This window comes from Streptomyces sp. SP18CS02 (genome assembly GCF_036322365.1).
Classification (GTDB): Bacteria; Actinomycetota; Actinomycetes; order Streptomycetales; family Streptomycetaceae; genus Streptomyces.
This window is the reverse complement of the sequence record NZ_JAQYXC010000172.1, coordinates 13319-40216: the sequence shown is the minus strand read 5'-3', so window position 1 is coordinate 40216 and position 26898 is coordinate 13319. Positions and strand designations below refer to the sequence as shown.

Below are 26898 nucleotides of genomic sequence, written 5' to 3'. Positions count from 1 at the left end.
CCACACCCCAGCCCACAAAGAAGCGACGACCACCCCCGTCTGAAGCTCCGCCACCGCCGTTCATTTCCGCCCTCGCACGACGACGGCGTAGGTCCACCTCTCGACCACGGAGGGATGGTGCGGGAGAGCGCGAGAGGGCGGCAGCCCCCAGACCGCCGCCGCCGGACGAAGAAGGAGATCATCCGGCTTCTGAAGCGGGCCATCGTCCGGGCGATGTTCCGCTGCCTGACCACCACGGTCACCGTCCCCGCCATCGGGGACCTGCGGCCCCTGCGGCAGTCCAAGAACATCACGCTCACCGCTGCCGCCCGCCACTCCGGGCTCTGGCTGACCGCCATCTCCAGCCTCGAACGCGGCCTTCGCCGCGACGACGAGCTCGCCAGCGCCTACCGGAACTGGCTCAACGCCGCTTGATCACACGCGAGGTCATACAGCGTCCGGCACGTTCGGCCATCGCCGGCCGTCGGCGGAGACACCCACCGGCCGACCGGCACGAACGAAGTCGCCGTACTCGTCCTGGACGACGCCTTCGTTGACCCACCGGTCCCGCTCGGCTCCAGCGTGCTGCTCGGCAACGTCCACCGCGGCCAGCGGGTCCCCAGCCATGCCCAAAAGCCGACCGAACTCGCCGGCCTCGTCGTCTGGATCGAACGGCGGGAACTCGCCCAGGTCCAAGAAGCTCTCGCTGCCGGCGTCCTCGACCGCGTGGAGATAGACCTCAAACGGCCCCTTCGTCGCACGAACCTCGACATAGCGCACACCAGGGCGCTCTGCCGAGCCACACGGCCCAAGGAACTGCTCGACCGACCGGCCCCGCCGCAAGGCCCCAAGAATGAACGACTCCGCCAAGTACCGCACCCGGCCACAATACGGCTCACCCAAGCCTCAAGGCTTGACGATCAATAGGAGCATCAGCGCCAGACCCATCCGGCCGCGCGCCTGGCCTCCCGCGGGGAGGACCGGGAGGGCGGCGCGGCCGCGCTCTGCCGGGGGATTGCAGGGCGCGGCCGGGTGCGCCTCCTCCGCCGGGGGTGGCGAAGTGGTACGCGCCGCCAGCATGGCACCGGTTCTGGCCATTTGGCAGGGGTGCGACCGGAATTAGTCATGGCCGGTCCCGCTGTGCGGCCTGGCGGCTGCCGCCCGCACAGCGGGCACGCGGTCAGGTCCGCCGGCGGAACCATCCGCGGCCCTGGTCCGGCTCGGGGCCGTCCTGCGGCTCCGGCGGAGCGGCAGCCTCGAGGCGGGCAGCTTCCTCGCGGGCGATCTGCCGCGCGAGCACGGGACGGTCGATGTACGGGTCGACGGCGGCGAGGAGCAGGCGCTGCAGTTCGTCCGGCTTCAGGGCTTCGACCTCCCACCGCACCGGGCGGGCGGGGTCGAGGTCGTAGCGGCGGGCGAAACCGGGCCAGCGGGAATCGCCGCTCTTGCCCTCGGTGGCAGGCAGCTCGTACTCGAGGACCTGGCCGCGGGTGAGCAGCATCCGTTCGACCCGGCTCCAGCATCCGGTGCGCTGCACCCAGTCGCGTTCGATGTCCTCGCCCGAGCAGTCGAAATCCCCCACGTACAACAGGTGAGCTGCGCGCGGATCACGGGCGGTGCGCTCGCGGACGATGTCGACGTACGACTGGGAGTCGAAGCCACGGACCATACCAGGACCGGGATGCCGTACTCGGCAAGCCAGCCGGTGAGCGTCCGTCGCGACGTACAGCGCGTGTTTCTGGCCGCGGGTGCGGTCCAGGGCGAACCAGTCGACGGCCTCGCCCAGGAAGGCGCCCGCGTCCGGCCAGGCCGACGGGACGTGGACCTCGCGGCGGGCCTGGGCGAGCCGGGAGGACAGTCGCCGGTACATCGACGGCGTGTGCGGCAGGACCCCTGCGGAGACGAGCCGATACATGACCTGGCGCAGCGCGACGTCGCCCTCGTAGCTCTCCACGATCTGCCGGGCCCGGTCCACCACGGCCGGCCACCGCACCCGCTCACCCGCCATACCGGTACATGCACCCCTCCGGCGCAGCTGGTGCCCTGCCGCCGCCCGGGTCGTTGTGCTGGGCGACGCGTGCATGATCCGCCCCACGGCAGCGCGCTCGAGGGCCCTGCCTGCCGGCCAGGGCCCTCACCACCCCACACAGCGCTGCGAAGCTGCGTCAAGCAACGCTCCACTGATGGGGCCGGCCCCCGCGCCACTCCACCCAGCGCGGATCGTCCAGCACCCTCTCCGGGTCGATCACTCCCGCCGCTTCCAGGAAAACGACCAGGTCGTGGTCGGAGTGCGCCAGGCCCAGGATCTCGTCCCGGCCGTGACGATGCACGGTGACCCGGCGACCGCCAGACCGCGACGGCCGGTGCACGAAGACCGGCGCACTGCCCACGCCCCCAGGCTCGCCCACCGCGGGCACCCCAGCCAGCCGACCACATCGACCTCTTCCCCCCTCGGCTGTCTCGCGGGGAAGGAGGCGTCGTCTTTCCCGGGAAGCCACCGGCTGATGGGTTGGCCCACTACGTTGCCGTGATGGTCTTACTGCCGCCTGAACTGCACTCCTATGACGGTCACCCGCTCGCCGAACTGGCTGCGAAGGTGATGGCCGACCTCACCAAGGTCGGCGTCGTCGTCCACGTCATCGACGACTCGGACGACGACTCCCATGTGAACGGCGGGATCACGCTCAGCCTGGTGGGGCCTGCCTCCGCCGGGGTGTCACTCCCTGGCACGTGCCGGACGAGCTGGTTCTCTTGAAGTCCGAGAAGCGAGAGAAGGAAGTGGTCTTCGGCGCGGCCGCCACCCTGACGTCGGCCGTCGTCAGCATTCTGACCAACTTCGGGCACCGGGTCCGCACGGAGTTCAACGAGCCGGGCTACCCGTATCCGTACGTCTACGTGTTCCCTCCGGATCCGAGCAGCAGCCAGTGACTGCCCCTCTTGGTGCCAACGCCCCTGCCTGGCGGTACATGCAACGGTGCTCACCCCGCACCGCCGTGGGGTGAGCGCCGTTCTCGTTCGTGTGGTTCTGGCCGTGGCTGGTGTCCCGACTCCGCTACCGTGCCGTCATGAATGAGCCGTTCGCCCAGGGCGAGGACCACCCCGCGTGCGGGATCTGCCCGTCGAAGCGGCTGCCGCGCGAGGCGTTCGTCGTCTACGACCGCCCGTCGTGGGAGTGCCCGTTCGATCCGGCCGACGGCTACCGCTACACCGCCGACCGGACCCCTGCATGCGTACACCCGCACAAGGTCGGGCTGGAGCCGGACCGGATCGCCCCTCCGCCGAAGGAGGCCCCGGCCGTTCAGCCGGAGGCTACGCCGCGGCGGCGGAGAGGATGGCTGCCTTCCTTCCTCGCTCGGTGACGCCGATCTGCGCGTATACCTCGTCGAGGACCTTCCGGCGCCGTTCGGTCTCGTCGGCGTCGAGCCAGAACCGGTCGTTCACCGGACCGAAGGCGGCGCGGTACGCCTGGTGGGTGAAGTCGCCGGGGTTCCAGGTGCCGCCGGCGAACCCGTCTTCCATGTCCGTGGCGTGGACGAAGCGGATGCCAGTGCGTTCCTGGATCCGGGACATGACGGTGAACTGGGCGGTGAGCGCGTGGGACATGACGTCGACCGGAACGGGTTGGGCGAGTTCGGCGGCCTTCTCGTCGCCGCCGGTCAGCTCGTACATCGCGGCCTTGAGGGCCATGACGCGGGTGGTCTCGGTGAACAGCGCGGGCGCGTCGGCGAGCGCGTCGTAGTCGAGGATGATCGGGTAGCCGTAGAAGTCGTCCCAGTCGCTGGAGTACTTCGCGCAGCTGTCCCAGAGGCGGTCCCACTCCTCGTCGGCCTGCCAGGTGGTCAGGATTTCTCAGGCCCGGGCCGCGACGGCCTCGGGCTGGATGAGCGTGCTCACGGTGGTGCCCCTCTCGGTATCGAGTGGTGCGCGGCCGGCCCGGCGGGTCGGCCGTGGTGCTGTACGGCACCGCGCACCCGGGGATCGGTGGTCGCGCCCGGGTGCGCGGCGGCCTCAGAGGACCCTGACGGCCTGGGGTGCGACGCCGGCGAGGCGGTCCAGGCGCTCGTACAGAGCACGTACGAGGCGGGCGCGGCCCTGCGCGCAGCGCGCGGTGCCCTCCAGCGGGACGGACAGGCGGCGGTCGGCTTCCTCGAGGACGACGTCGGCCAGGGCGCTGGCGGCGTGGTCTTCGAGCAGCAGGTCGGCGGCGCGGCGGACGTCGGCGGCGACGGTGCGGGCGGTGCCAGTGAGCAGCAGGGCGATCTGCTCCAGGTCCGCAGGCGGCAGGGCGGGGTTGCTGGTCCATCCGAGGACGGCTTTGACCAGAGCCTTGTGAAGCTCCCGGTCGAGGGGGAGTTCCGCGTCGAGGCGTCCTTCGGGGTCGTGGAGGACCAGGTGGGTGCTGCTCATCGGTGCCTCGCCGGGTCGTGTGGTCGCGGGCGGAGCGGTCTCGTTCGTCGGACGTCGACCGCATCCCGACGGTAGGGGCGGGCGGGATGCGGTGGGACTGACCGTGAGTACGGGTTTCGGTGCGCAGGGCGACCGGGGAGCAGGCCGGTATGGGCAGGCCCAGGCGAACATCAGCAGGCGCGGTGAGTGGGTTCGTGCTGCGCCTGGTCCGCGAATCGATCCCGTCCACGCAGGCCGCCCTGGCGGAGGCCCTGGGCGTGGACGTCGAGACGCTTCAGGGCTGGGAGTCCGGGCGGCGTCCGCTGGCAAACATGCGGGCCGGGGCGCTGCTGGAGCTGCGGCGGCGACTGCCGGCGCTCGGCGGCGACGTGGCGTTGGTGCCGTGGCTGGACGCGGCCTTGGACGCGGACCGGATCATCGCGGCCGCCCTGCGGGCCCCCGCCGCATGCTGATGGGCCCGTACCACCGTGGAGTCGACGGACACCAGCCACTCGATGTCGCCCGCCGCGTCCGCTTTCCCCTGGGCGGCCCGCAGCATCCGGTCGAACGTCCCGTCCGCCACCCACCTGCAAAAGCGCGTATGCAGCGTGGCCCACGGACCATAACGCTCGAGCACGTCCCGCCAAGCGACACCGGTCCGGAACTTCCACACGATCCCGTTCAGGACCCTGCGGTCGTCCAGCCGCTTCCGCCCCCGCAACGACACGGGCAGCAACGGCCGGACGAACTCCCGCTCGGCATCGGACAGTTCATGGCGGCGTATCACGACACCATGATTCACCAGCAATGATCATTTGAAGACACCACCTCGGATTTGATCACCTTTAAGTCCCTGTCGACGGGGAATAGTGGTCCTGCACGCACCTGACCACTCACCCTTTGCGAGTGTGGCACTGGCGAACGGGATGGCTTGCAGGAATCGAGTCAAGTCAATCACCGGAGATCCATAGGTATCCTCTACGCCTGACCACTCCGTCTAGAAGTGACTTGAATTCCACCGCATCACTCTTTGCGTCGAAATTTCGCTCAATCAAGAGGTCGAGCTCACTCATTACTCGCATTAACTGAGGGGAGTTGAACATTGTGTCACCATGAAGATGAACTCCCGCCAGAAGGGCATCAGCGTCAAGGTGCGGCAAGATCGCTTCGAGGTGAGTCCCAGCATCCCTGCCTGCATGCACCCGCTGATGATTCTGATCTTCGATATAGACCGCAAGGCCCATTAGAACTCCCACTCTGTTTCGTGGGGTCGACCCGCGAAGATCGTGTCGACCAACGAACAATCACCTAGGCACTGCCGGCTTCGGAATAGGGTGCATTGTGATCACGCCGCCGTACTTGTCTTGGACGACTCGATACCACGTCGTGGGCAGCCCGCCAGCATCGTCCGATAGACGACCGATCACGGTACCCGCATTGACGTCGCGCTCAAAGTTCCCGTTCACATTCGGACCGTGACACCTGCATCGATTTGCCTTATCCACCAGGTCGTCCAGGTCCACGTCTGCATTGAAGACGCTCTTGTCAGAAGCGACCTGACGCCCTCCGGGCATATGCCTATCCCGCACGTACGCCTCAGAGGCATCATCGAGCATCGCATCAACACAGTTTGCATTGTGAACGAGTAACGGTGTCTCGCCTGCCAGCACATAGTACGTGTGCAGGCTGTCGATGGTCAGGTTGAACGCAGGCTGCAGTGTCTTCCAGCGTCGTACCTGGGCAACACTGGCGTTGTGGCCGGAAGGTGAGCGCAGGAGGTCACCCTCCTTCAGGTCCGCCGCATACGTCCACCTCTGTGCCCTTACCGACCAGAAGGGGTGGTGGTCAGTGGCTGTCACCACACCGCCACCGGCAGCCCGGTCCAGAGTAAGGCTGGTGAATTCCCGGTCGTCCGGTGTGTAGATCGTCCTCTCCACACGCCTTGGGCCGGAGGTGCCAGTGAGTGGATCGGTCGCCTGTACGAAGTCACCGATCTTCACCTGCTCGATGGGCTGGCTAGTGCCACCCCCCATCAGGACACGCGTCCCAGCAGGGAAGCTGTCCTTCGTCGGGCAGGACGGCTTCCTCCTGTACAAGTTGTTCAGCTTCTCGAAGAGCTCCTTGGCCTGAGGCCCGAACTTCTGCGCGTACCTCTCCCACTTGACTGGAGTGGTGGCCCAGCCGGCGATCGGTGCCATGGACAGGCAGGCGAATCCCGCGTCCATCCACATGCCCTCGCGGCCCGTGGGGGAGAAGAAGTCCCAGACGCCTTCGCCGGCGTACAGAACACAGTTGGCTCCGTCGAAGGCTTCTCCCGCAACGGGGAACATGCCGGCGATGTCGAGGCCGACATGCACGATATCGAGCTGTGTACCTATGGGGAGGTCCTCCCCGAGGCCGGGTACGCCGATCAAGCCGAGATAGCCCTTGACGATCTTCAGCTTGTTCTGAGCCGCCTCCTCACGGAGGCGTTCCTGCGTTTCCTTGACGTACTGGTCGTACATGTAGCGCTTGACTGCTGCGTGGTATGCGCCCTGGGCCTCGTGGGCACTCATGCCGGCGTTGATGGCTGACTGACGGGCTGCACGGGCGGCTTCGTACGCGCTCTGGGCGTAGCCGGCAGCCGCGTCGGCGCTGGCCTGAGCGGAGACAGCCGAGTTGTCGGCGCGCCGTGCGCTGCGAGTCGCTGCGGCTTCGGCGTCGCGTGCTCGGGTGGCTGAGGCCGCTGCGGCGTCGGATGATTTGCGGGCATCATCGGCTGATGCGATGGCTTGCCGGGCCCAGTCGTCTGCCTGCTTGGCATACGTCGCCGCTTTGGTTGCGTGGCCGTCGGCGTCGTCGGCGTGGCCTTGAGCGATGGCTGCTGTTCTGGCTGCTTCGTAGGCATCCTGGTGGGCGCGTGCTGCGGTTTCGCTAGCAGCCGCGACGATGCCCTTGACCTGAGTGATATGGGCCGCGTTCAGTTCGTCCCGGCGTTTGGCGCGGTACTGGCCGGATTCGATGAAGGTGCGCAGGTGTGTGTCGGGGCTGGCCAGTGCTACGTCTGCTGCGTGGTTGAGTTCAGTCCTTGTGCATTCCTTTTCGGGGTCTTCCGGGGCGGGGTCGGGGCAGTGAGAGAGGGCGGCTGCTTGGACACGGTAGTCCGCGAGGCGGGCCTCGTGCTGGGTGGTGGTCAGGAAGTCGTCGAGGGCCTTCGGGTCGGGGTCATGGAGCGCCTTGCGTGCGGCCTCCTTGACACCGGCCCCACCAACGCCGGAAATGCGGGCGACCTGGACGCGGTTGTCCGGCGCTGCTGCGGCGTACTGGCCGGTGGTGAGGAAGGTGTGGACTTGTGTGACCTCGCCCTTCAGGGCCTCGGTCGCCGCGGTGCGTACCTCCTCGATGGGCGAGTCCTGTGCGAGGCGGTTGACCTTCTCCCGCTCGTCCTGTTCCTCGGCCGTCTTCCAGCCGGTGCGGGCGTAGTCGATGACGGCGGCGTCGTCGCCGATGAGGGCGGTTTCGGCGGCGGTGCGGCTCCAGGGGCCGCGGACCTTCATGGCGGTCAAGGCCATCTTGCGGCCGGTGGCGGCGAGCTGTGCCGGATCCGCGCCAGGCTGTGCGGCCTGTTCGGCGAGCTTGGTGAATTCGGCGTCCAGCTTGCCCGCTTCCTGGAGAAGACGCGTTACTTCGGCATGAGCCGCGTGGTGAGCGTCCTTGGCGTCTCTGGCCTGATTGGTGAGGGTCTTGGTGCGGGCGGTGCGCTCCTCGTCCTCACGCTTACGGGCAGTGGCTTCTATGCCTTGTGCCTGCGTGACTGCGTTGCTCGCCGTCTGAGCGGACTTGAGCGCCTCGTCGGCGTTGGTCTTGGCCCGGTCGGCTGCCTGTTGGGCATCACCCGCGTGGTCGGCCGCCTTGCGGGCGGCTTCGGCCGCCTTGCGGGCATTCGCCGCGGAGGAGCGTGCGGCATCTCGCGCCTGGCGGGCAGCGGTGGCGGCTGCGTTCGCGTGGGCTTGGGCGGCGCTGGAGGCGCGCTTGGCCTCAGCGGCGTGCCGACGGGCTGAGTCGGCTGCCGCTTGGGCGTCGGAGGCGTGCACACCCGCCTTATTGGCCCAGCTTCCGGCCGCCTCTGCGCTGTCGGCGGCCTCGTTCATGTCGTTGATCGCCTCGAGCGCGTCCTTCAGGGCAGTGTTGGCCTCGTTGAGCGTGCGCAGCATCGCGTCCGCGGAGTCGGCGATCTGCTCGGCGTGCTCGGCCGCCTTGACGGCGTCGGCAGCAGCCTTCTCATTGACTCTGCCGGAGGCGGCTGCCCTCCATGCCTGAGTCGCTGCCTGGGAGGCGTACAGGGCCGCGGTGGAGGCGTTGTGCGCGGAGATCGCGGCGGTCTGCGCGGCGGCGTTGGCGGCGCGTGCGGAGGAGATGGCGGAGAGGGCGGCGTCGGCTGCGCGACGGCTGGATTCAGCCGCTCGGCGAGCCGCGTCGGCGGCCACGGTCGCATCGTTCTGGGCGGCCTTGGTTGCCTCGGCCGCCTTCGCGGTTTCCTGTTTGGCCAGACCAGCGGCGGTCTGGGCCTTCTTGGCCTCTTCCTGCGCGCTCTTCTTCGCCTTCTCCGCCGCGATGCCGGCGTCTTTGGTCTGCTGCGCCAACTGGGCGACGGTGGCGTGCTCCTGATCCTGGGCGCGAGCGATGTGCTGGCCGAAGGTGAGGAACTCACGGACGTCTTCGATGGACCCCTTCAGGGCATCGGCCGCGGCACGCTTGGTGGCGGGGCCTCCAGCACCCTCGATCTGGGCGACGCGGACGCGGGCGTCTTCGTCACGCTTCACATACTGGCCTTCGGCGAGGAAAGCACGGATGTCGTCGATCGAGCCGCGCATGGCCACGTCGCCCGCTCCGCGCAGGCCGCTGCCCCCTGAGCCGCTGATCCGGGCGGCTTCTACTCGCTGGTCCTCTGCGAGAGGCTCCTTCCAGCCGTCCTTCATGAAGGCGGCAAGGTCCTGCGCCGTGCCGTTCATGGCCTTCTGGGCGGCTTCCCTGAGCGCGGGGCCTGCGTCGGCGACCAGCTTGAGCGCGGCCTCCCGGCGGTCGAGATCCTCAGCGATGGCCTGGCCGTCGGCCAGATACTGGCGGACCTGTTCGTCGTTGCCGGTCAGGGCCGAACCCGCGGCGGACTTCACGGCTGGCCCGCCGGTCTTCCACTGCTCAAGAACGCGTTCACGGGCGGACAGTGGCGGTTGCGTGCCTGGATCGTCGGCCGCGGCGGGCGCCGCGGATACCAGTCCGGCGACCAAGGTCAACGGAAGCAGGCAGCGGCCGGCCCTACGGGCTGCCGAGCCGTTCCTTCGCCATGCCTGGTCCTGCCGGCTTCGTGTGCGAAGCACGGAGTTGTCCCCTCATTGGTCTTCGTGCGCAGCGCTCTGTGCGGCAGGGCCGGCCTCGCAAGTAGGTGGCTGGGGTGGCGCCATTGCCTCCCCGCACACACGCGTCAAGGTTTGCTCCCCTCCTTTGTCACGGCATCCCCAAGCCGGAGGGAGGCATTGCCTTCGGGCCAGGCCCTGTACGGCGCTGCTTGTACGCGCAATCAGATACTGGCAATGGGCGCATGGTTGTGCGGTTCGCCGACGACGTTACGCATTCTTTATGTGATCGCGAACTGGCCTGATATTTGACTTATTTGACTCGCTGCCACCTCAGGTAAGGGGGCTATCCTGCTCGGCGGCCCCCAGGCACCCAAGACCTTCCGCAGCGTGGCGGAGGTGTCATTCCGGTACCTCTGCCTCCCCTGCTGTGACCAAGGGGGAGGCTCATTCGTGAAAGCGAAACCTGTGCGCATACGTAAATGGCTGCCCGTGGCCACCGTACTGACCGCTGCCGCCGTGAGCACGCCTGTGCCCGTGGCAACGGCGGCGGAAGAAGCCCCCGCGATCGCTGGCGCTCCCTACGCGATCGAGGACGGCGCCTATCCGTACAAGAGTGTGGTCTCCGAAGCGACCGGCGCCGAGCTCATCGCTGGCGACGGCAACATTGTTCACACCTCGTGCTACGCGGAGCACCAGATCGCGGTGTGGGCAAGAACTGTCAAGTCCGAGGGCAACAGAATCTGCTTTGAAGCCGGTAACACTGGCTTTTTGTCGGTGAGAATCCCGGAGGCGTACCGCATTGAGACGGTCGGCCGTGACGTTCGTGCCGAGATCTCCATCGACGGCAAGACCCAGACGCTCCAGGTCGTCAAGGACAGCGCCCAGGTTTTCGGAGAGGCCCACGCGTCCGACCCCAAGCCTGCAGTCCTTCTCGATCTTGCAGTGACCGGCAGTTCGGCTCAGGTGCCTGGAGGTGAGGCCGCTGATCCCGCGCGTGCCTTCATCGGCAAGCTGAACATCGGCAGTACCCGTTCGTGCACGGCCACGCTCGTCGAGGCGCGGTGGGTGGCCACGGCCAAGAGCTGCTTCGCCGACGACCCGGCGCAGAGCAACGCGGTGGCCGCAGGTGCGCCGAAGAGCAAGACCACGTTCACGGTCGGGCGCGCCGATCTGCAGAGCGCGGGCGTGCACACCGCGAAGGTGGTGGAGCTTGTGCCGCGTGAGGACCGGGACCTGGTGCTGGCCCGCCTGGAGCAGCCGGTCTTCACCCTCGCCCCGGCCGCTGTTGCCGCGCAAGCGCCGCTGGCGGGGGAAGCACTGACGGTCGCGGGCTTCGGCCGCACGGCGACTGCCTGGGCGCCGAGCAGTGTTCACGCTGCCGCGGCTACCGTCGGTGCCACGGCCGCGACCGGATTCGACATCGTCCCGAAGGATCCCACGCAGGCGACCGTCTGCAAGGGCGATTCCGGCGGGCCCGCGCTGCGGGAAGCGGACGGCAAGGCCGCGCTGGTCGCCGTGACCAGTCGCGCCTGGCAGAAGGGCTGCCTGGACAGCGGCGAAGCCGAGCGGAGCGGCGCGTACAGCGTGCGTGTGGACGATCTGACCGGCTGGGTGCAGCAGGTCGGTTCGCGTCGTTCGGCGGCGAACGAGGCCGGTGGCAGCGGGCGGGTGCGGTTCGCGGACTTCGACGGCGACGGCAAAGCGGATTACCTCACTGTGGCCGACAGCGGCGCCCTCCGCGTCCATCTGAACAAGGGGGGTGACGGCCACGGCGGCTGGCAGGACCTCGGGCAGGTGGCCGCAGGCGTGGCAAGTGACCGTACGCGGGTACGGTTCGCCGACTTCGACGGCGACGGCCGGGCCGACTACATCACCCTGTCCGCCACCGGTGCGGTGAGCGTGTATCTCAACAAGGGCGGTGACGGCCGCGGCGGCTGGAGCACTCTGGGCCAGGTGGCGACCGGCGTGATCGCCAATCCTGACCAGGTGCGGTTCGCCGATTTCGACGGGGACCTGAAGACCGACTACATCGTCACCCAGACCACGGGCGCGGTGGAGGTGTACCGCAACACCAACGCAGCCGGCGGCTGGAGCGATATGGGCAGGGTCGCGGCCGGTGTGACCGCCGACCGCAGCCGTATCCGCTGGGCCGACTTCGACGGCGACCAGCGGGTGGACTACACCATCATCAACGCCGACGGGTCGGTCACCGTGTACACCAACCACGGCGGTGACACCGGGGACGGTTGGGTCAAGCGGGCCAAGGTCACCGGCGGTGTGACATCCAGCCAGAACCTCGTGCACTTCACCGACCTCAGCGCTGACGGCCGCGCCGACTACCTGACCGTCAACGGCCCCGTCAGCGCCTACCTCAACAACGGCGGCGACGACAAGGCCCAGCCCGGCTGGGTCAACTACGGACAGATCGCCAACGGCGCCTGATCAGAAAGCACACGACGTTCTCGATGAATGCACTCCCAAGGCTGCATGGCCTCCTCGGCCTTGCAGCCCTGCTGGGGCTGGCCGGCGTCTTAGCCGCCGCCCCCCACGCGACCGCCGCCCCCACCCCCGCCGATACCCCACCGCCCGTGCTGCGCGTCATGCCGCTCGGCGACTCGATCACTGCCGGGTACAAGAGCACCACAGGAGCCGGCTACCGGCTTCCGCTCATACAGGCCGCGGCCGGGCAGGACCGCTACCGCATCGACCTGGTCGGCACGACCACCAGCGGCACCATCCCCGACCCCGACCACGAAGGCCACAACGGCGCCTTCATCGACGACATCAGCCTCAAGGCCGACACCTGGGTCACCGCCGCCCAGCCCGACGTCATTCTGCTCCACCTCGGGATCAACGACCTCGAGCGCAGCGGCGACAAAGAACACGCCGCCGACCGTATGACGGTCCTCATCGGCCAGTTGCAGACCCTGCGGCCGGGTGTCACCGTCATCGTCCAGGGCCTCATCGCCACCACCCCGCACCTGGCCGAACCGGTGGCGGCGTTCAACCAGCGGGTCAAGGCGGCAGTGGTTGCGACGCGTGAGCAGGGTGGCAAGGCCGTCTTCGTTGAGGCACCCCCTCTGGGGGCGGCGGAGATGGCCGATGACCTGCACCCGAACGACCAGGGCTACCAGCTGATCGGGGAGCGGTTCCACCAGGCTCTCGACGCCGCAGCTGCCGACGGTCTCGCCGTGTCTCTCGGTGCCCGCCGGGCCGGCTTCGAGGCGGGGGGGACCCACCGGGTGCGCTGGGCCGACCTTGACGGCGACGGCCGTGCCGACTACGCGGCCATCGGCGACAACGGCTCCGTCCGGGCCTTGGCCAACCGAGGCGGGGAAGGGCGTGGGGGCTGGCACGATCTCGGCCAGATCGCGCTCGGTGTCGTGAAGGACCGTGCCCGGGCGCGTCTTGCGGACTTCGACGGCGACGGAAGGGCCGACTACATCACCCTCTCCGCCTCCGGCGCGGTGACGGTCTACCTGAACCAGGGCGGCGACAACCACGGCGGCTGGCGCAGTATCGGGCAGGTGGCCCTCGGCGTGACGGACAAGCCGGAGCAGGTACGGTTCACCGACTTCGACGGTGACGGCCGCACCGACTACACCGTCATCGCCGACAACGGCGCCGTCCGGGTCTTCCTCAACCGCGGCGGTGACGGCCGTGGGGGCTGGTCCACCCGCGGGCAGGTCGCATCCGGCCTGACCAAGGACCGCGACCAGGTACGGCTTAGCGATGTCGACGCGGACGGCCGCGCCGACTACATCCTGCTCACCGGCAACGGTGCCGTCCGTGTCTTCCTCAACCAGGGCGGCGACGGTCACGGGGGCTGGAAAGGCGCCGACATCGCTTCTGCGGCCCCCACCACAGACGGTGCTCAGGTGGACCTCGCCGATATCAGCGGCGACTTCCACGCCGACCACCTCACCACCGCAGAGGGCGCCACCACGGCGCAGCTCTATGACAACGGGAACTGGCAGGAGTACGGGCGCCTGCTGAGCGACAAGAACTGGCACTCCGCGCAGTAAGGGCAGATACGGCGCCGCCGCCCAGCATCGTGGATGGCAACGCACGGGGGGACCGCCCGAAGGGGCGGTCCCCGCAAACCGTTTCAGACCACGATCAGCCTCATGGACTCCACCACGCCGACACAGTGGCCGAAGCCCTGGCTGACCCTGCGCGCCCGCTGGTACGTGCCACGAGACAGCGGCGCGCTGAGCAGCAGATGACAGCGGAGGAGAAAGCGGAACGCCAGCTCACTACAGACCGCCTGGGCCATCCGGACGAGCACCGACCGCACCACAGCCAGCGGAACCACCTCATCGAGCGGGTCCTCAAGACCCCCGACCAGGTTTAATACCTCACCCGTCAGCAAGCGATGGCGTCTGATCGCCCTGTTCCCGTGGGCGGAGGCATGTGCGCTACCCCTGGCCTGCGCGCACCGCCTCACCGACCACGTCCCTGCATCCGCACCCGGCCCCGCGACCAGCGTCACCGCGCCCGTCAGCACAGCATCCAACCAACCCTGCCCACGGCCCCAGGCCTCCGGGACATGCAACGAGCCCGCACTGATCACACGCCACAGGACATCAAGCTCCCCATCGCTCAGCACCGACCCGCGCAACAACAGCACATCATCGATAAGCAGCTGCAAGGAGGAAGCATCGCGCTCCGCGATCAACAACGCCAAGCTCGCCTCCCAGCCACGCTCCACCTCAAGCCACTGACCCTCGTCGCCGACGGACCACTGCAACGCAGCAGCCCCCAAAGTCGAGGAAAGTCCCCCCGGTACGGAACAGACGATGCCTTCCATCACGCCACCCCGCTCAGCCACGCCCCGCCACGCGCGTGAACGCAGAACCTGCGCCCCCCAGAACCACCTGTCCAGCCTGTCAGCACACACGCCCCGTCCCCCTGGTCGGCAAATGCAGTCGACTCGCCCCGCGTAGAGAACACCAACCGCGACGCGGCGCCTCAACTCCTCATGGCAAAGGCACACGTCACCCCCGCACCTATCTCCGGTTCCCTAGAACACCGTGAGAATTGGCTGCTCCCCGCCCACAATCATACGATCCACAGCAACCGGCGATCGGCCAGGGGCAGGGAAATGGATCCCGCGTTTCATGTTTTTGGCCATCAGGCAGGAACCGGCTCATCAGCCCTGAATGGAGGCCGGATGTATTGGCTCCCAAGTGTCCCTCGGGCGACAGTGTCCAAGCGCCATCGGCACCCCGGAGGACAGTACCGGTCGTCCGGCCGCCACCGGCGATGGTTCCGGCGGCCTGACTTGCGAAAACCCTGAGCCAAACGCTGATGAAGTGATGCAGAATCCCTGCGGACGCCCAGTCATCCCAGTCAGGCGGGAGATTCCCGTCGCGTGCGACTCTCAGCATTCGAGACGCTGCTCTCTCTCCCCCCCGTGCGCGCACACGCACACGTCGGCAAAACTGGAGATGGCGAAAAGAAACCCCGAACGCCGAGCACAACAGACGCATCGCGACGCTTGCGACAAGGACATGACGACTAGATCGGCAGTAGCCTCACGCCCTGGAAATCCCATCCCTGCAACCTCGACGCGAGAAGCGCGAGGCTCGCCGAAAGCGTTAGCCGCACCGGAGCATCGGTCACGCTGGACCAGCGTTCGCACGAAAGCGATACCCGCTGGACGGGCGCCGTCCTTCCTGGAAAGCGCTTCAGCGCGACTGCCTTGATGCTGGAGCCAGCCGACAAAGCGTGCTGAGGTCCACGCTCAACACAACAGCGCGCGTGACTGATCGTGGCATCGGCATCGGCTCACGCGCTGCTCGGGCCGAATGTCACACGTCCTTGGCGCCCGGGCTTAGACGGTGTCCTATGTGGTGAGGGCTCGTTGAGCCATGTACGGGGCGGGATACGTGGAGTTGGATTGTTCCGGACGGGCTGTGGGAGATCGCCAAGCTGCTGATCCCACAGTCGAAAGTGCGGCCGCAGGGCGGCGGCACGCAGGACACGCCTGATGAGCCGCTGTTCGCGGCGATCATCTACGTGCTGGTCAGCGGCTGCTCCTGGCGTTCCCTGCCACCCTGTTTCGGGATATCCAAGTCCACTGCCCATCGTCGGTTTCTGATCTGGTCCAGAGCCGGCGTGTGGGGCCGTCTGCACGAGGCCGTCCTGCACCGGCTCGACAAGGCGGGCCTGATCGATGTCTCCGGCGTCCTCCTCGATTCCGCCCACGTTAGGGCGAAAAGGGGTGATTATACCGGCCCGAGCCCCGTGGATCGGGGCAAGCCGGGCACCAAAATGCACATCCTGTCGGACGCGAACGGACTGCCCCTGGTCGTCGGCGTCTCCACCGCGAACGTCCACGACAGCGAAGAGCTGAAGCCGATGGTGGCCGGTCACCAAACAAGCAGCCAGGACGGCACCGGCCGCTTTCCTGCGGGAGGTCGAGAAGAAGGCGAACGAGCTGGTACGCATGTGTGAGGTCGCCTACCTCCACGCGAGGGACCACCAAGGTCTCGACCCTAAAGGTGCCACCCTCACGCTTCCCGGCGGCATGATCTCCTACCAGATCGTCGTCCGTCGCGAGCGCGTGTACATCGTGCAGATCACCGCCCTGGACCGGTGAGCCCCCAGCACTCAGCCAAGAAGGGTGCGCGGCCCGGAAACAGCCTCGGAACGTTGCATCATCGCCGACAACGACTCCCAACCATCACCAGCGAATCCTTCGGCAAGGCGGAGTTCGACTACGACAACCCTGTGGTGGCCGGCGTCGACCACCCCGGTTCAGACCACGCCGACCGGCTCGAAAACGAAGCGGACGGCTGGCCCCATCGTCACTCTGACTCGCAATCCGTTGCGAAGGCGGCCAGGAGGCGGTCCATGCGGTCTGGTAGTGGTGCAGATCCTCGGCCCAGCCGCGGCGGGCACCGCCCGACGCGCAATCGGTTCCGGCGCCCCATTCCCCGGCTGCGGCCGTACCGCCCACCCCGCCCGCCCTTACTCCTTCACTCCAGCCACAGGGCATGGACAGAGCGGCCGCAACGGGGACGTCAGCGGGCCGACCACGGCGAAACCACGTGATCACCTGGACGGCCCACTGGCGCGCAACAGCGCGCGCTCTCTGGCCCAATACCGTGCTCCTAGGCAGTTTGGTTTGGATCAGCCGGTCGTTGGTCCGGGTGTGCCGTTGGCAGATGTGCGGTGGGCGTGGATCGAGTCCTTGCTCCTGGACCGGTCGCCGAAGCGGGGTGGTCGCTGGAGGGATCACCGGGAGGTGATCGACGCGGTTGCCTTCGAGTTCCAGACCGGGACACAGTGGGTCCATCTGCCCGGGAAGTACGGCAGCTGGCGAGGCGTCTGCAACCGGCTGCGGATGTGGGCGATCGACGGCACTTGGGGACGGGTTTTCACCGTGCTGGTGGCCCAGGCCGGCGCCGGCGAGGACCTGACCTGGGCCGTGTCGGTGGACTCCACGGTCGTGCGGGCTCACCAGCACGCGGCCGGGGCCCGCACAAGGGGGCCCCGGCCGACGGACCGGCCGACCACGCCATCGGCCGGTCGCGCGGCGGACCGACCACCAAGATCCACCTCGCTGCCGATGCCCGCTGCCGGCCTCTGGCGTTCGTACTCACCGCCGGACAGGCCGGTGATGCTCCTGCCTTCACCGCCGTCATGGCCCGCCTGCGCGTTCCCCGACGACGTGGCCGGCCGCGCACCAGATTGGATGTGGTCCTGGCCGACAAGGCGTATTCGTCCCGCGTGATCCGCGAGCACCTGCGCAGACGCGGCATCCGCACCGTGATCCCCGTCCCGGCGGACCAGCGCAGCCACCGGCCGCGACAGGGCAGCCGGGCCGGGCCATCAGCCTTCGACCACGAGACCTACAAACAGCGCAACACCGTCGAACGGCGCATCAACCGCCTGAAGCAGAAGCGAGACATCGCCACCCGGCTACGGAAAGACCGCAACCATCTACCCGACAGGACTTCACCTCGCCGGCATCCTCTCTGGTCCGCCCGATGATTCAAACGAAACCCACTAACTCTTCACCGGATCAGGAGCCGGTGGTGGGCCGTCGACTGCGAGATCCTCAAGCACGGTGGCGACGCCCGCCAGGCGTACCCGCCGACCAGGACATAGGCGATCGCGGCGAACAGCTCTCAGGACGGGTGGCTTCTCTTCCGCCCGGTTCAGAAGTCATGACGGCCGGGCTGCGATCCGCCGACGGGCGGAGGCCCAGACCTCCTCGAATTCCTCGGAGGTCAGCTCCTGGGGGTCGTGGCCTGCCCACTCTGAGGCGGGTAGTTCTGCTGTGATCCCGAACCTGTTGTCGTACTCGTCGAGGCGGCCTGCGTCGTGGGCTTGCTGCCATTCGTCGGGAGAGGCTGCTGCGATCGGCGTCAGCGCAGGCCCCTGTAGCTCGATCTGCCGGGTCACCCAGCCTTCGGTGTCGACCTCGAAGTAGAACCAGATGTCTTCTTCGTCCCAGTGGCAGCGCATCCATGTCGTCACCAGTCCATGATGACGAAGTCCTCTACGTGCTCACGGGGGGTGTCTCAGAGCCGTGTTGGAGGATGACGCCATGTTGATCGCAACGGGTGAGGCGGGGCGCGTGGTGAAGAAGCCCTCGAAGCCGGCGATAGGCAGGATGCTGGCCAGCTCACTCCGACGCTGCGACGCGCATCTGGTCCTGGAGCGCGTGGAGGAGGACATGGAGGGCGGCCGGTACGTCCAGGTGCTGCTTCGTGACGACAACACCTACCACCTCGAATTTCGCGACAGCGTAGCGGTCCAGCGCTGTCAGACGCGAACCATCTCCCAGGAGAAGGTCCTGACCGCCCTGCTCGGCTGGGCGGTCGGCAAGGAGGACTGGAAGAACGGACCGCTCGATGAGGCGAGCCGTGCCCCGCACCGGCCTCGGCCTGTCCGTGGAATGGGTACCGACCAGCCGGATATGCAGCATCGGCGGTGCAATCCCTGGCCCTCTTGGTGGGCCGCAGTATGCCCGCACCGAAGGTAGCCATGCCCGGGCTCGCCGCCACTGAGCCGGCGGGCTGAGCTATATCACTGCCAACCCGGCTGCTTCGACCAGCTGGGGGCCGTGCCCGAAGCACCTGCTGGCCTACGCATACGCTGAAACAGCTTGCGGGAGACAACACCGCCGGAGGCTGGGTACGCACGCAGAACGAAACGGAAAGCCAGCTCACTGCAGACTGCCTGTGTGCACCTCACCAACGCCGTCTTCACAGCATGCGGATGGATCGCCGAGCGTCCATACCAATCCAGGCGCACTATGAGGTTCAATACGTCCCCCGTGAGCATACGGTGCGCCGTCACTGCGGACCGATGCCGGCCGCTTTGAGTTTCGTCGTCCCGTTCCTGCGCACACGCAATTATCGCCGCCCACTCGGACTCCGGGATTCCGCGTGCGCCGATCACAGGCAAAGTGGTGTCCAAATAGTACGCGAGCCATGAATCGTCGCGACCCTCAGGCGCGGGGCTTTCACTGACGTAGGGGTCAATCGACTGCCACAGCGAGCCGATCTCCGCATCGGACAGCACTGAGTGATCAAGAAGTAGCAGGTCTTCGACGAGGAGCTTGAGCGAGCCGGTACTGAGCTGTTGCACGCCCGACCGGACGTACGCCTTCCGGCTGGCAGTGTGTGATATCCACTCACCGTAGGACGACCAATCCAGTGCGGTCACGCCGTAGCCCGAGCGGAGAGCTACGCTCAAACCGGTCACGTCGTGCACGAGAGTCCTCACTCGGGCAGGGCTCAAAACCCCAAAGCTCCTCCACACCATCGAGGGCAGTAGGGCACATTGACCTAGTGGCGGTTGATTCTTTAGTGCTGCAGTGAACCCGCACGCCCAATGGATGAAGTATTGGTCTGCCGATGCCGGATGGTGCCTGCCCACAGAGAAGGGGCAGGCACCACAGTTGCTGTCCGGCAGAGGGCTGGCGATCCGCGGACACCCCCAGGCGGAGGTGAACGGATACCAGGACACTGCTTTCCCGAAAGCCAGCACGAGGGGGCCGTGTGACTCAGTGAGCCTCACGCTACGCATAGCGATCAGAGCTTTCCAGGTACCGGTGTTGCAGGTAATAGTGGGGGCCTCGCCCAGCCTGCCTTTGACCGGTCAGGGTGAAGAGGGTGTCTCACGTGGCACGTTTCGCGAGCTTTTTGTAGCAGGTCAGTGCGGCGGCCAGGCCGAGGACGGCGAGGAAGTGCGATCCCTTTCGTTCGTATCGGACGGTGAGGCGGGGGGAGCCGAAGAGCCGTGCGATCGATCGTTCGATCTTCCAGCGGCGCCGACCGAGGCGTTCGCCGGACTCGGTGCCGGGCCGCGCGATGCGCGCGACGGGCCCGCGCTCGCGCAGCCAGGCCAGGTGTTCGGCGGGGAAGTGCGCCTTGTCCCGTGGAGTTTGACGGGTCGACGCCGCCGTGGTCCCCGGGCGGGACCGGACGGCGGGTATGCCGGTGGATGAGCGGTTTGAGGGCGAGGTTGTCGTGCACGTTCGCGCCGGACACGGCGACGGCGAGCGATGTCCTGGGCATCGGACAGCACCTGCAGCTCGCTGCCCTTCTTGCCGCGACCGGCCGGGGTCGACCCAGTCGGCAATCCCCGCTTTCGGCGCGAACGGAGGCCCGCTCGACGATCAACGAGGTCCAGTCCACCCCGCCCCGGGCCCGGTTTCGTCCAGCACTGCCCGGTACAGCCGACGCCACAGGCCGGCCTCGGTCCGTACCGTGAGCGGCAATGCACGGTCACGGGCGACGTGCCGAACGCCGGCGGGGCAGATGCCGCCGGGCACAGTCGCTGGTCGGTGCGTACACCACTGCCGTGAACACGGCCCGCTCGTCACACGGAGCGGTCCCACCACCTTGCGCACGAACAGCGGACGACGACGGCAGCAACGGGCGGCCAGCACGTGGAGTTCATCAGTGACCAGACGCTTCGATGGATCAGCACTTACGACCGGCCGCATGCCGCACGAACATCACGTCACGTGAGACAACCGCTAAGCCTTGACTGGTGCGGCCGACCTGGCGGCCTGCTCGATCTTCGCGCAGTAGGCTGCACGGGCTTCCTCGTCGATCTGATTCTCGTGTTCGGCGCGCACCCCGGTCCGGCCGTCGAGGCCCTCGCGCAGGATATCGACGTGCCCGGCATGCCGGATGGACTCGCCGAGGACATGGACCATGACGGCGAACAGGTTCGTGTTGGGACAAGGCTCCGGCCACCACGGCACGTGGCCGGGGGCGTCGAGAGGAAGCTCGTTGATCGTCGCGTCCGAGTGTTCCCAGGTGCGCCGGTACAACCCGATGATCTGATCGCGGGTCTCGTCCTCGGTCGCCCACAGATCGCTGCCCTTGGAGTCCTGCCACCGGGGCAGCGGTTCCGGGGAAGGGCGGTCGAAGTCCTCGCCGAAATACCTGGCCTCGACGGTGGCCAGGTGTTTGACCAGGCCGAGGGGGTTGGGCCCGGTCGCCGTCAAAGGTCGGCGGGCGTCATATTCGGACAAGCCGTCGATTTTCCAGAGCAGCGCCTTGCGGTCCCGCCGCAGTCTCCCGTGCAGGTTGTCTTTGGCGAATTCGTCGATCATGCGGTATGAGCCTGCCATGGGCCGCTCATGGTCTCAAGATCCCGTACGTGGCCCGCAACGACTGGTAGAGCCGGGGCCTGGCCATGGCCGCCGCCCTGACCTGCTCCAGGAAGCTCGCGGAACTTGGTACGTGACACAACCTCCAAGGTTCAGTCCATGCATCTGGCGCCCCGGTGACCACAACATGCCCCTCAAAGCCCTGTTCCAGGAGCGGCGCGCGGCCACCGATCCAGAATCCGCTGTCGGATTTTCCAGGCGTGACCGCGGGCCTGGCCGACGGGCCCCGGGCCTGAGTCAGAAGCAGATGGATCTGCTGATGGGGCGGGCCCCCAGGCACCTTCAATCGCCTTGAGAACGGACAACTGAATTGAGTCACAGTCGAGTTATTGACGAGCGTGGCCGCCTTGCCTTCGACTCCACGGCCGCGGCATCGCGGGCCCTCAACGCATGCCTTCCCGAAGTCACCAAATGGCTCGACGGCAGGCTCGTGCGGTTCGCCGTCGTCCACCCCGGCGGGCCGCGTGTCCTCTCCGACGCTGCCGTCGCACTCGGGCTCGACCCGGAACCGGCGACCTGCGCCATTCCTGGGACAGTTTGCGCGAATGCGGGAATTTGGGGGGATCTGCCATCCTCGACGTCCTCGCCCGGACTTTCGACGCTCTGCCTTCCGGTGACGTCGAAGGCATCTTCATCGGTTTCGGGCCCGAATTCATTCTTGCTGCCGCCCACGGCAGATGGTCCGATAACGTGTCATGACCACGGAGGAGGCCATCCGATGACCATGAACACCACGTCCGGGGGCCGCACACCTCTGGCCCGCACAATCCGGGAGATCGCCGAGGAACTCCAGGACCGCGGATGCGAGATCACCTTTTACCTCACCGAACAGGCCGGGGACCTGCCCGCCCAGGTCGTCGCCTGGGCATCCGGAGGCAACGAGCCTCAGGGGAGGGATTCCGCCATGTCGCCGCTGACGCAGCGTTAGGTGATGCGGTGGCCTCCGGCAGGGGCTCTGCTCGGTTGACTCATCTTCCATCGGATTTCAGGACCAGGAGGGCCCGATCCTGCCATTCTGCCGCTTGCGCATTCGCCTGCTATCAGCCATCGGCGCGTGTTGGCTGAATTGGCACTAGCGCATCATCTTGCTGTGTAGAATCAATGGTTCATCAGATGTGGCTCAGGGGGCGGGCTTCGCACTGACCTGTCGTGCAATGAGAGATTCGATACAGGGGAAACATGCGCACTGCACATAAGCCCGCCACTCATAGCATGAGCAATGCTCGCCGGGCCACAGCTATCGCGGTCGGGGCAACCGTTCTGCTGGGTCTCGGGGCCCTACCGGCTCATGCCGAAAACTACCGGGACACTAATTTCTCCGGCTGGACGCGGGGTACGGAGTCCAGCCGGTGGCACGACAATGATCGGGACAACACCACGACCGCCCTCACATTTGCGGACTGCTACACCGACGCGGGCTTCAGCTACGCGACTCTCAAGGTGTGGAGGGATGTTCCCCTGTCCCCGGACGTGGACCGGGGAACTCGAACCAACTACTGCGGCACCTCTCTCTGGGGAAAAGAAGCCCAGGGTGACTACTACTTCGAGCTTGACGGCTTCCTCAGCGGCAGCGTCATGACAGTCAAGAGCATAAGGATCAAGTGGTAGGCAGACACCGCCTAGGGGCGCCCAGGTGTACCTTGCCTGGGCGCCCTGCCACGTCAACTGTCAGACCGAAATGCGTCCGAAATACCAGGCGGATTGAGTTCTCCTCCATGACACTGCACTTCAGCAAGGTAGCTTTCCGCTACAACCGTAAGGCGCCCGTGTTCTCGGGCCTCGACCTGGCCATCGACGATGCCGCGACTGTCCTCCTCGGGCCCAACGGGGCGGGCAAGTCGACGCTGATGGCTCTGGCGGCGACCCATTTACGTCCTGAAAGGGGCAGCATCACCTGGAGGGGCAGCGCGCCGGCAAGTCGGCGTGCCAGGTCGGCTTATGTACGGGCTGTGGCCTGGTTGCCGCAGGAGGTGGTGGCCATCCCGGGGCTCACCGTCCGCGAGCAAGTCGCCTATGCGGGATGGCTGAAGGGGATGTCGCGCTCGGCCGCCTGGGAGGCGTCCGCCGGGGCACTGGCGCGGGTGAGGATGAGTGAGCTCGCCGGCCGGCGCAGTCATCAGCTGTCCGGGGGGCAGAAGCGGCGGATGGGGCTGGCTGGTGCGCTCGCGCACCGCAGCGAGGTCATTCTGATGGATGAGCCGACCGCCGGGCTCGACCCCACGCAGCGCCGGGTCTTCCGGGACCTGCTGGAAACCCTGCACGGCGATGTCCAGGTGATCGTCTCCACCCACCAGACCGAAGACCTGGCCGACTCCTACTCCCACGTCATCGTCCTGGACCGTGGGACCGTACGGTTCCAGGGACCGCCCGACGACTTCTACGCCCTGGCCGGCACCGGCCCTGACCGGTCCCGCGAGCGGGCCGAGGCAGCGTACGCGCACCTTGTCCACGGGGAGGCGTAACGATGCGGCTGCGCACCCTGCTGAGATCATCGGCGGCGGCTTACCTGACGCCGGTCCTGGTCGTCTTCATCCTGGTCGGCATGAGCGATGTCGCCCACTGGACGACACGCGGCTACTGGCCCTCCGTCACCGGTAACTCCACGTACTCCCTGCCCTTCCTGTTGACCGGATGTGCCGGTCTGGCCGCCTGGGAGGGCGCCCGCCTGACGCGGGGCAGGGTTTTCACCCAGCCGGCCGTGCGCTCGCCGTTGGTGATCACCGGGTACATTCTCCTGCCTGTGCTGGTCGCTGGTGTGATCGCGATGCTGGCTGCCCTGTTCCTCTCTGCCAGCGGCGCGGGTGCCGGCCTGGGGCTGCCCGACTTCCGCATGCTGGGTGTCGAACTGCTGCTGTTGCTCGCGAACATCCTGGCCGGATACCTGGTGGGGCGGCGGTGGCCGGCGGCGTTCTCCGTACCTTTGGTGCTCGTGGGGGCGTTCTTCGTCAGTGCCTATCCGAGGTCCTGGAGCATCATGTGGATCAGGAACCTCGTCGGCAGCGGGATGGCCGAATGCTGCTCCATCGACCAGGTCATCGATCCGCGCACACTGTGGAGCGCGGCCGCGTTCGCCACGGGCCTGGTGTTGGCCTGCGTCCTCGTCATCGTCTTCCGTACGTCGAAGGCCGCTGTCGCCGGGAGCCTCGCGCTGATCGTCGCGGGCACCGTGATGGGTGCCCACTTCGCCCGCGACCTGGGCGCGAGCCCGGTCCAGGGCAGGCCCGACGAGGAACTGAGCTGCCAAGCCAGTGGACGGTTCCGGGTGTGCCTGTGGCCGGAGGTGCGGAACCAGGCGATGATCCGCAGCGAAGCAGCCGGCATCGCAGGCCGGCTCTCCGCCGCCGGTGTCCCGATGCATGAAACGTTCACCATGTCGCTCCGGCCCGAAGCGTCGGAGGCCAAGCTCGGCATCGCACCTGATGCGCGACCTGATGAGGTATCTGCCGGTGTCGTGACCGGCGTACTGCCTTCGCCGCCGGCGTGTGTGGCGGAGGGCAGATATCCGGGAGGAGAAGCCGAGGCGCCGCTCGCCGCGTGGCTGCTGCTCACTTCGGGTTCCGCTGTCGAGACGGCGAGAGCCATGGCCGGGTCCGAGGCCGCCGGCATGGCCGAGAAGGTGAGGCAGCTGCCGCAATCCGTACAACTGGACTGGTACAAGCGCAACGCGGAAGCCATGCGTTCGTGCTCAATGCGCCCGCAGCTCATCCCGGTGACGGGAGCGAAGTGAACTGGTGGTTGAAGAGCCGGGCGTGGTCCGGACTGGCCCCAGTCATCCTCGCCACCACCCTGCTCGGACTGCTGGCCGGTGAGGCCGCACTCCCCGTCCCCGTACTCGCCGGGGCGTCCGGCACGTTCCTGGTCGCCCACCTGATCCCCGTGCTCCCCGCCGCGTTCCTCCTCCACGGTTACGGCCGCACCGATACGAGAATGGAGCATGTCGCCTCACGGCCGATGCGGCTGTGGAACGTCGCCCTCGCCCTGGCCGCATCCGCAGGCGCCGCGGTGGCCTCCGTCCTCGCGTATCTGGCATGGCACAACGACATCACCCTGGTCACGGGCCGAAACATCGTCGCCTATATCGCCCTCGCGGTGATCGGTGCCTTTCTCCTCGGGCCGCGCAACTCCGCAGTCGTCACCACGGTCATCCCCCTCGCCATGGCGGCCACCGGATGGACACCGGCCGGCGATCCCGAACCCTGGGCCTGGGTACTTCACCCCGCACGATCCACCACCGCCGCCACGGTCACACTCGTCCTGCTCCTTGCGGCAGCGGCCACCGCAGTAAGCAGCCAAAGCACCGGACCGCTCTCGCGCTCCCGTAGCTGAAGCGCCCATCGTCGGCGGCCCACGACAGGCCCCGGTCAGCCATCAGGAGCGGCTCACCGGGGCCGACTGGCAACATCACCGCTACGGCGTGCGCCACAAACTCGGGTGATGCCTCAAGGCGGGCCCACTGCTGCCGCAGGCCGCTTATCGGCAGCAGGCCCAAGATCTCCCCCCAGCCGAGATCTCCCAGTTCTGCGCCACCGGCCCGTGCTGCACCGTCCGCGAGAACGACCTGCCCCCGCAATGTCGCCCGGCATTATCAGTTCTCCACGCGGTCAGCGACGACACCCTGGCCCCTCCGTCGGTCTGATCGTCCCGAAAACGCTCGCGAACCTCCCGTGACGCGATCCGCAGCACCTCGTCGCCCGCGATGGCCGCCTGCAATACGTAACTCACCCCAAACCCTCCCCACCCGATTGGAGGCTCATCACGCCGGACACGTAGCGCATGAACTTCCATGCCTCCCCGCCCGCTACATCCGCGACGTCCTCGTCGTCGCCACGGGGCTGCCGCCGCGGGACGAACGATCGGAGGCCCTGGCCTCGCCGACCAGGTCGCGCACCTGTCCGTCGCCGCGGCCGCCCTGTACGCGTTCTGGCAGTTGACCGGGCTGCTCGGTCTAGTCGGCGGTGTCGTGCGGTTCGCGGGCGGGGTCGGGTGAGACGTGGCCGGTCCCGGTGTCCTCGGGTTCCTCCGGCCAGCTGGGCGGGTCGGCCCTTCTCCGGCCCGCACGCGGATCTGCGCATGGGCCGGGCCACTGGGGAGAAGCGGCGGGCGAGTCCGGCCCGGGTGAAGACGCGGGCGATGGGACAGGCAGCGGGTACAGGCTCATGTTTGATCAACGGCACACCACCCGCTCACATATGCACCATCAACGGGTGTATCCGGCGCACCGCATCGCGTGCACCGAATACACCCCACTGCACTGCGCCCGGTACACATCTCGCGGCGGCGGACCCCAATCACACACCCCTTGACCGCGATCTGATCGGCGGCCGAGACCGGGGCCGCCTCCTCGCCGTCTTCAACGAGGCCGCCGGTCCCCTCCGGGCCCGCGGCGTCTGTGAAGCCCGCAACCAGAACTGCTGTTGAAGAACATCGAGAGCACCCGGTCCAAGCTGAAACACCTGGTCAAGCTCGATGCCCTCATCGAGACCGACGCCGACAGTTTCACCAGGAAGCAGTAGTCGACCGAGCCGCTACCAACAGCCCTCCCCCAGCCTCAAC

At 67.4% G+C, this 26898-nt stretch carries 25 protein-coding genes and 3 pseudogenes; 17 read left to right on the top strand and 11 right to left on the bottom strand.

What is annotated here, in order from left to right; genetic code table 11:
• Positions 1-213 precede the first annotated feature (213 nt).
• Positions 214-414, top strand: coding sequence for an XRE family transcriptional regulator (locus PUR26_RS01685; RefSeq protein ID WP_329868442.1), 201 nt, complete (start codon positions 214-216; stop codon positions 412-414).
• Positions 415-426: 12 nt separating this feature from the next.
• Here PUR26_RS01685 and PUR26_RS01680 read toward each other — a convergent pair whose 3' ends face one another.
• The 3 genes from PUR26_RS01680 to PUR26_RS01670 form a co-directional block, all read right to left on the bottom strand.
• Positions 427-759 (bottom strand): hypothetical protein, encoded by a 333-nt coding sequence (locus tag PUR26_RS01680; RefSeq protein ID WP_329868441.1) that lies wholly within the window; start codon positions 757-759, stop codon positions 427-429.
• A gap of 400 nt (positions 760-1159) precedes the next feature.
• A complete protein-coding gene (locus PUR26_RS01675; protein WP_329868439.1) occupies positions 1160-1987 on the bottom strand; it encodes a hypothetical protein in 828 nt (275 codons plus the stop codon).
• A gap of 157 nt (positions 1988-2144) precedes the next feature.
• Entirely contained in the window at positions 2145-2369 is a 225-nt protein-coding gene (locus PUR26_RS01670; RefSeq protein WP_329868437.1) for a hypothetical protein, read from the bottom strand.
• A gap of 140 nt (positions 2370-2509) precedes the next feature.
• On the opposite strand from PUR26_RS01670, the gene PUR26_RS01665 reads away from it, so the two are divergent.
• The 3 genes from PUR26_RS01665 to PUR26_RS01655 all read left to right on the top strand — a co-directional run bounded on the left by PUR26_RS01665 (position 2510) and on the right by PUR26_RS01655 (position 3338).
• Entirely contained in the window at positions 2510-2734 is a 225-nt protein-coding gene (locus PUR26_RS01665; RefSeq protein WP_329868435.1) for a hypothetical protein, read from the top strand.
• Positions 2731-2907, top strand: a complete 177-nt coding sequence (locus PUR26_RS01660) for a hypothetical protein (protein WP_329868433.1) — start codon at positions 2731-2733, stop codon at positions 2905-2907. Before PUR26_RS01665 ends, PUR26_RS01660 begins: the two co-directional genes overlap by 4 nt.
• A gap of 137 nt (positions 2908-3044) precedes the next feature.
• Positions 3045-3338 (top strand): hypothetical protein, encoded by a 294-nt coding sequence (locus tag PUR26_RS01655; protein ID WP_329868431.1) that lies wholly within the window; start codon positions 3045-3047, stop codon positions 3336-3338.
• Here the strand turns inward: PUR26_RS01655 and PUR26_RS01650 are convergent.
• Both PUR26_RS01650 and PUR26_RS01645 read right to left on the bottom strand, forming a co-directional pair.
• Positions 3289-3666 carry a hypothetical protein gene (locus PUR26_RS01650; protein ID WP_329868430.1) on the bottom strand — a complete coding sequence of 126 codons (378 nt, stop codon included), beginning with the start codon at positions 3664-3666 and terminating at the stop codon, positions 3289-3291. The two genes, PUR26_RS01655 and PUR26_RS01650, sit on opposite strands and share 50 nt — an antisense overlap.
• A 321-nt stretch (positions 3667-3987) precedes the next feature.
• The gene (locus tag PUR26_RS01645; RefSeq protein WP_329868428.1) at positions 3988-4386 is read right to left on the bottom strand and encodes a restriction endonuclease; all 399 of its coding nucleotides are present in this window, start codon (positions 4384-4386) and stop codon (positions 3988-3990) included.
• A 182-nt stretch (positions 4387-4568) separates the two neighbouring features.
• On the opposite strand from PUR26_RS01645, the gene PUR26_RS01640 reads away from it, so the two are divergent.
• Positions 4569-4838: a helix-turn-helix domain-containing protein gene (locus PUR26_RS01640; RefSeq protein ID WP_443076932.1), complete on the top strand. Its 270-nt coding sequence runs from the start codon at positions 4569-4571 to the stop codon at positions 4836-4838.
• Positions 4839-4933: 95 nt separating this feature from the next.
• Here PUR26_RS01640 and PUR26_RS34550 read toward each other — a convergent pair.
• Positions 4934-5152, bottom strand: a pseudogene (locus PUR26_RS34550) (transposase); the annotation flags it as partial.
• 325 nt (positions 5153-5477) lie between these two features.
• On the opposite strand from PUR26_RS34550, the gene PUR26_RS01630 reads away from it, so the two are divergent.
• On the top strand, positions 5478-5612 hold the full coding sequence (locus PUR26_RS01630) for a hypothetical protein (RefSeq protein WP_329868426.1): 135 nt from the start codon (positions 5478-5480) through the stop codon (positions 5610-5612).
• Between the two features lie 57 nt (positions 5613-5669).
• Here PUR26_RS01630 and PUR26_RS01625 read toward each other — a convergent pair whose 3' ends face one another.
• On the bottom strand, positions 5670-9638 hold the full coding sequence (locus PUR26_RS01625) for a polymorphic toxin-type HINT domain-containing protein (RefSeq protein WP_329868423.1): 3969 nt from the start codon (positions 9636-9638) through the stop codon (positions 5670-5672).
• Between the two features lie 552 nt (positions 9639-10190).
• Between PUR26_RS01625 and PUR26_RS01620 the strand changes: the two genes are divergently transcribed.
• Together PUR26_RS01620 and PUR26_RS01615 are read left to right on the top strand one after the other, a co-directional pair.
• A complete protein-coding gene (locus PUR26_RS01620; RefSeq protein ID WP_329868421.1) occupies positions 10191-12143 on the top strand; it encodes an FG-GAP-like repeat-containing protein in 1953 nt (650 codons plus the stop codon).
• A 23-nt stretch (positions 12144-12166) separates the two neighbouring features.
• Positions 12167-13726, top strand: a complete 1560-nt coding sequence (locus PUR26_RS01615; RefSeq protein ID WP_329868419.1) for an FG-GAP-like repeat-containing protein — start codon at positions 12167-12169, stop codon at positions 13724-13726.
• A gap of 83 nt (positions 13727-13809) precedes the next feature.
• Here the strand turns inward: PUR26_RS01615 and PUR26_RS01610 are convergent, their stop codons facing one another.
• On the bottom strand, positions 13810-14511 hold the full coding sequence (locus tag PUR26_RS01610; protein WP_329868417.1) for a hypothetical protein: 702 nt from the start codon (positions 14509-14511) through the stop codon (positions 13810-13812).
• Between the two features lie 1091 nt (positions 14512-15602).
• Between PUR26_RS01610 and PUR26_RS01605 the strand changes: the two are divergent.
• The 3 genes and pseudogenes from PUR26_RS01605 to PUR26_RS01595 form a co-directional block, all read left to right on the top strand.
• A pseudogene (locus PUR26_RS01605) lies at positions 15603-16112 on the top strand (IS5 family transposase); the annotation flags it as partial.
• A 40-nt stretch (positions 16113-16152) separates the two neighbouring features.
• Positions 16153-16305 (top strand): hypothetical protein, encoded by a 153-nt coding sequence (locus tag PUR26_RS01600; protein ID WP_329868415.1) that lies wholly within the window; start codon positions 16153-16155, stop codon positions 16303-16305.
• Positions 16306-16860: 555 nt separating this feature from the next.
• Positions 16861-17721 (top strand): annotated as a pseudogene (locus PUR26_RS01595) (IS5 family transposase).
• Positions 17722-17876: 155 nt separating this feature from the next.
• Here PUR26_RS01595 and PUR26_RS01585 read toward each other — a convergent pair.
• Complete coding sequence (locus PUR26_RS01585) at positions 17877-18179, bottom strand: hypothetical protein (RefSeq protein ID WP_329868458.1); 303 nt, start codon at positions 18177-18179, stop codon at positions 17877-17879.
• Positions 18180-18261: 82 nt separating this feature from the next.
• On the opposite strand from PUR26_RS01585, the gene PUR26_RS01580 reads away from it, so the two are divergent.
• The gene (locus PUR26_RS01580; RefSeq protein WP_329868413.1) at positions 18262-18699 is read left to right on the top strand and encodes a hypothetical protein; all 438 of its coding nucleotides are present in this window, start codon (positions 18262-18264) and stop codon (positions 18697-18699) included.
• A 44-nt stretch (positions 18700-18743) separates the two neighbouring features.
• On the opposite strand, the gene PUR26_RS01575 is transcribed toward PUR26_RS01580, so the two are convergent.
• Both PUR26_RS01575 and PUR26_RS01570 read right to left on the bottom strand, forming a co-directional pair.
• On the bottom strand, positions 18744-19433 hold the full coding sequence (locus PUR26_RS01575) for a hypothetical protein (protein ID WP_329868411.1): 690 nt from the start codon (positions 19431-19433) through the stop codon (positions 18744-18746).
• A 1270-nt stretch (positions 19434-20703) separates the two neighbouring features.
• Positions 20704-21288, bottom strand: coding sequence for a DinB family protein (locus PUR26_RS01570; protein WP_329868410.1), 585 nt, complete (start codon positions 21286-21288; stop codon positions 20704-20706).
• A 775-nt stretch (positions 21289-22063) separates the two neighbouring features.
• On the opposite strand from PUR26_RS01570, the gene PUR26_RS01565 reads away from it, so the two are divergent.
• From PUR26_RS01565 to PUR26_RS01545, 5 genes are all read left to right on the top strand, one after another.
• Entirely contained in the window at positions 22064-22273 is a 210-nt protein-coding gene (locus PUR26_RS01565) for a hypothetical protein (RefSeq protein WP_329868408.1), read from the top strand.
• A gap of 284 nt (positions 22274-22557) precedes the next feature.
• Positions 22558-22953, top strand: coding sequence for a hypothetical protein (locus PUR26_RS01560; RefSeq protein WP_329868407.1), 396 nt, complete (start codon positions 22558-22560; stop codon positions 22951-22953).
• 107 nt (positions 22954-23060) lie between these two features.
• Positions 23061-23807 (top strand): ATP-binding cassette domain-containing protein, encoded by a 747-nt coding sequence (locus PUR26_RS01555; protein ID WP_329868405.1) that lies wholly within the window; start codon positions 23061-23063, stop codon positions 23805-23807.
• 2 nt (positions 23808-23809) lie between these two features.
• Entirely contained in the window at positions 23810-25072 is a 1263-nt protein-coding gene (locus tag PUR26_RS01550) for a DUF7224 domain-containing protein (RefSeq protein ID WP_329868402.1), read from the top strand.
• Positions 25069-25671, top strand: coding sequence for a hypothetical protein (locus tag PUR26_RS01545; RefSeq protein WP_329868401.1), 603 nt, complete (start codon positions 25069-25071; stop codon positions 25669-25671). The genes PUR26_RS01550 and PUR26_RS01545 overlap by 4 nt, the downstream gene beginning before the upstream one ends.
• Positions 25672-26898: the final 1227 nt, after the last annotated feature.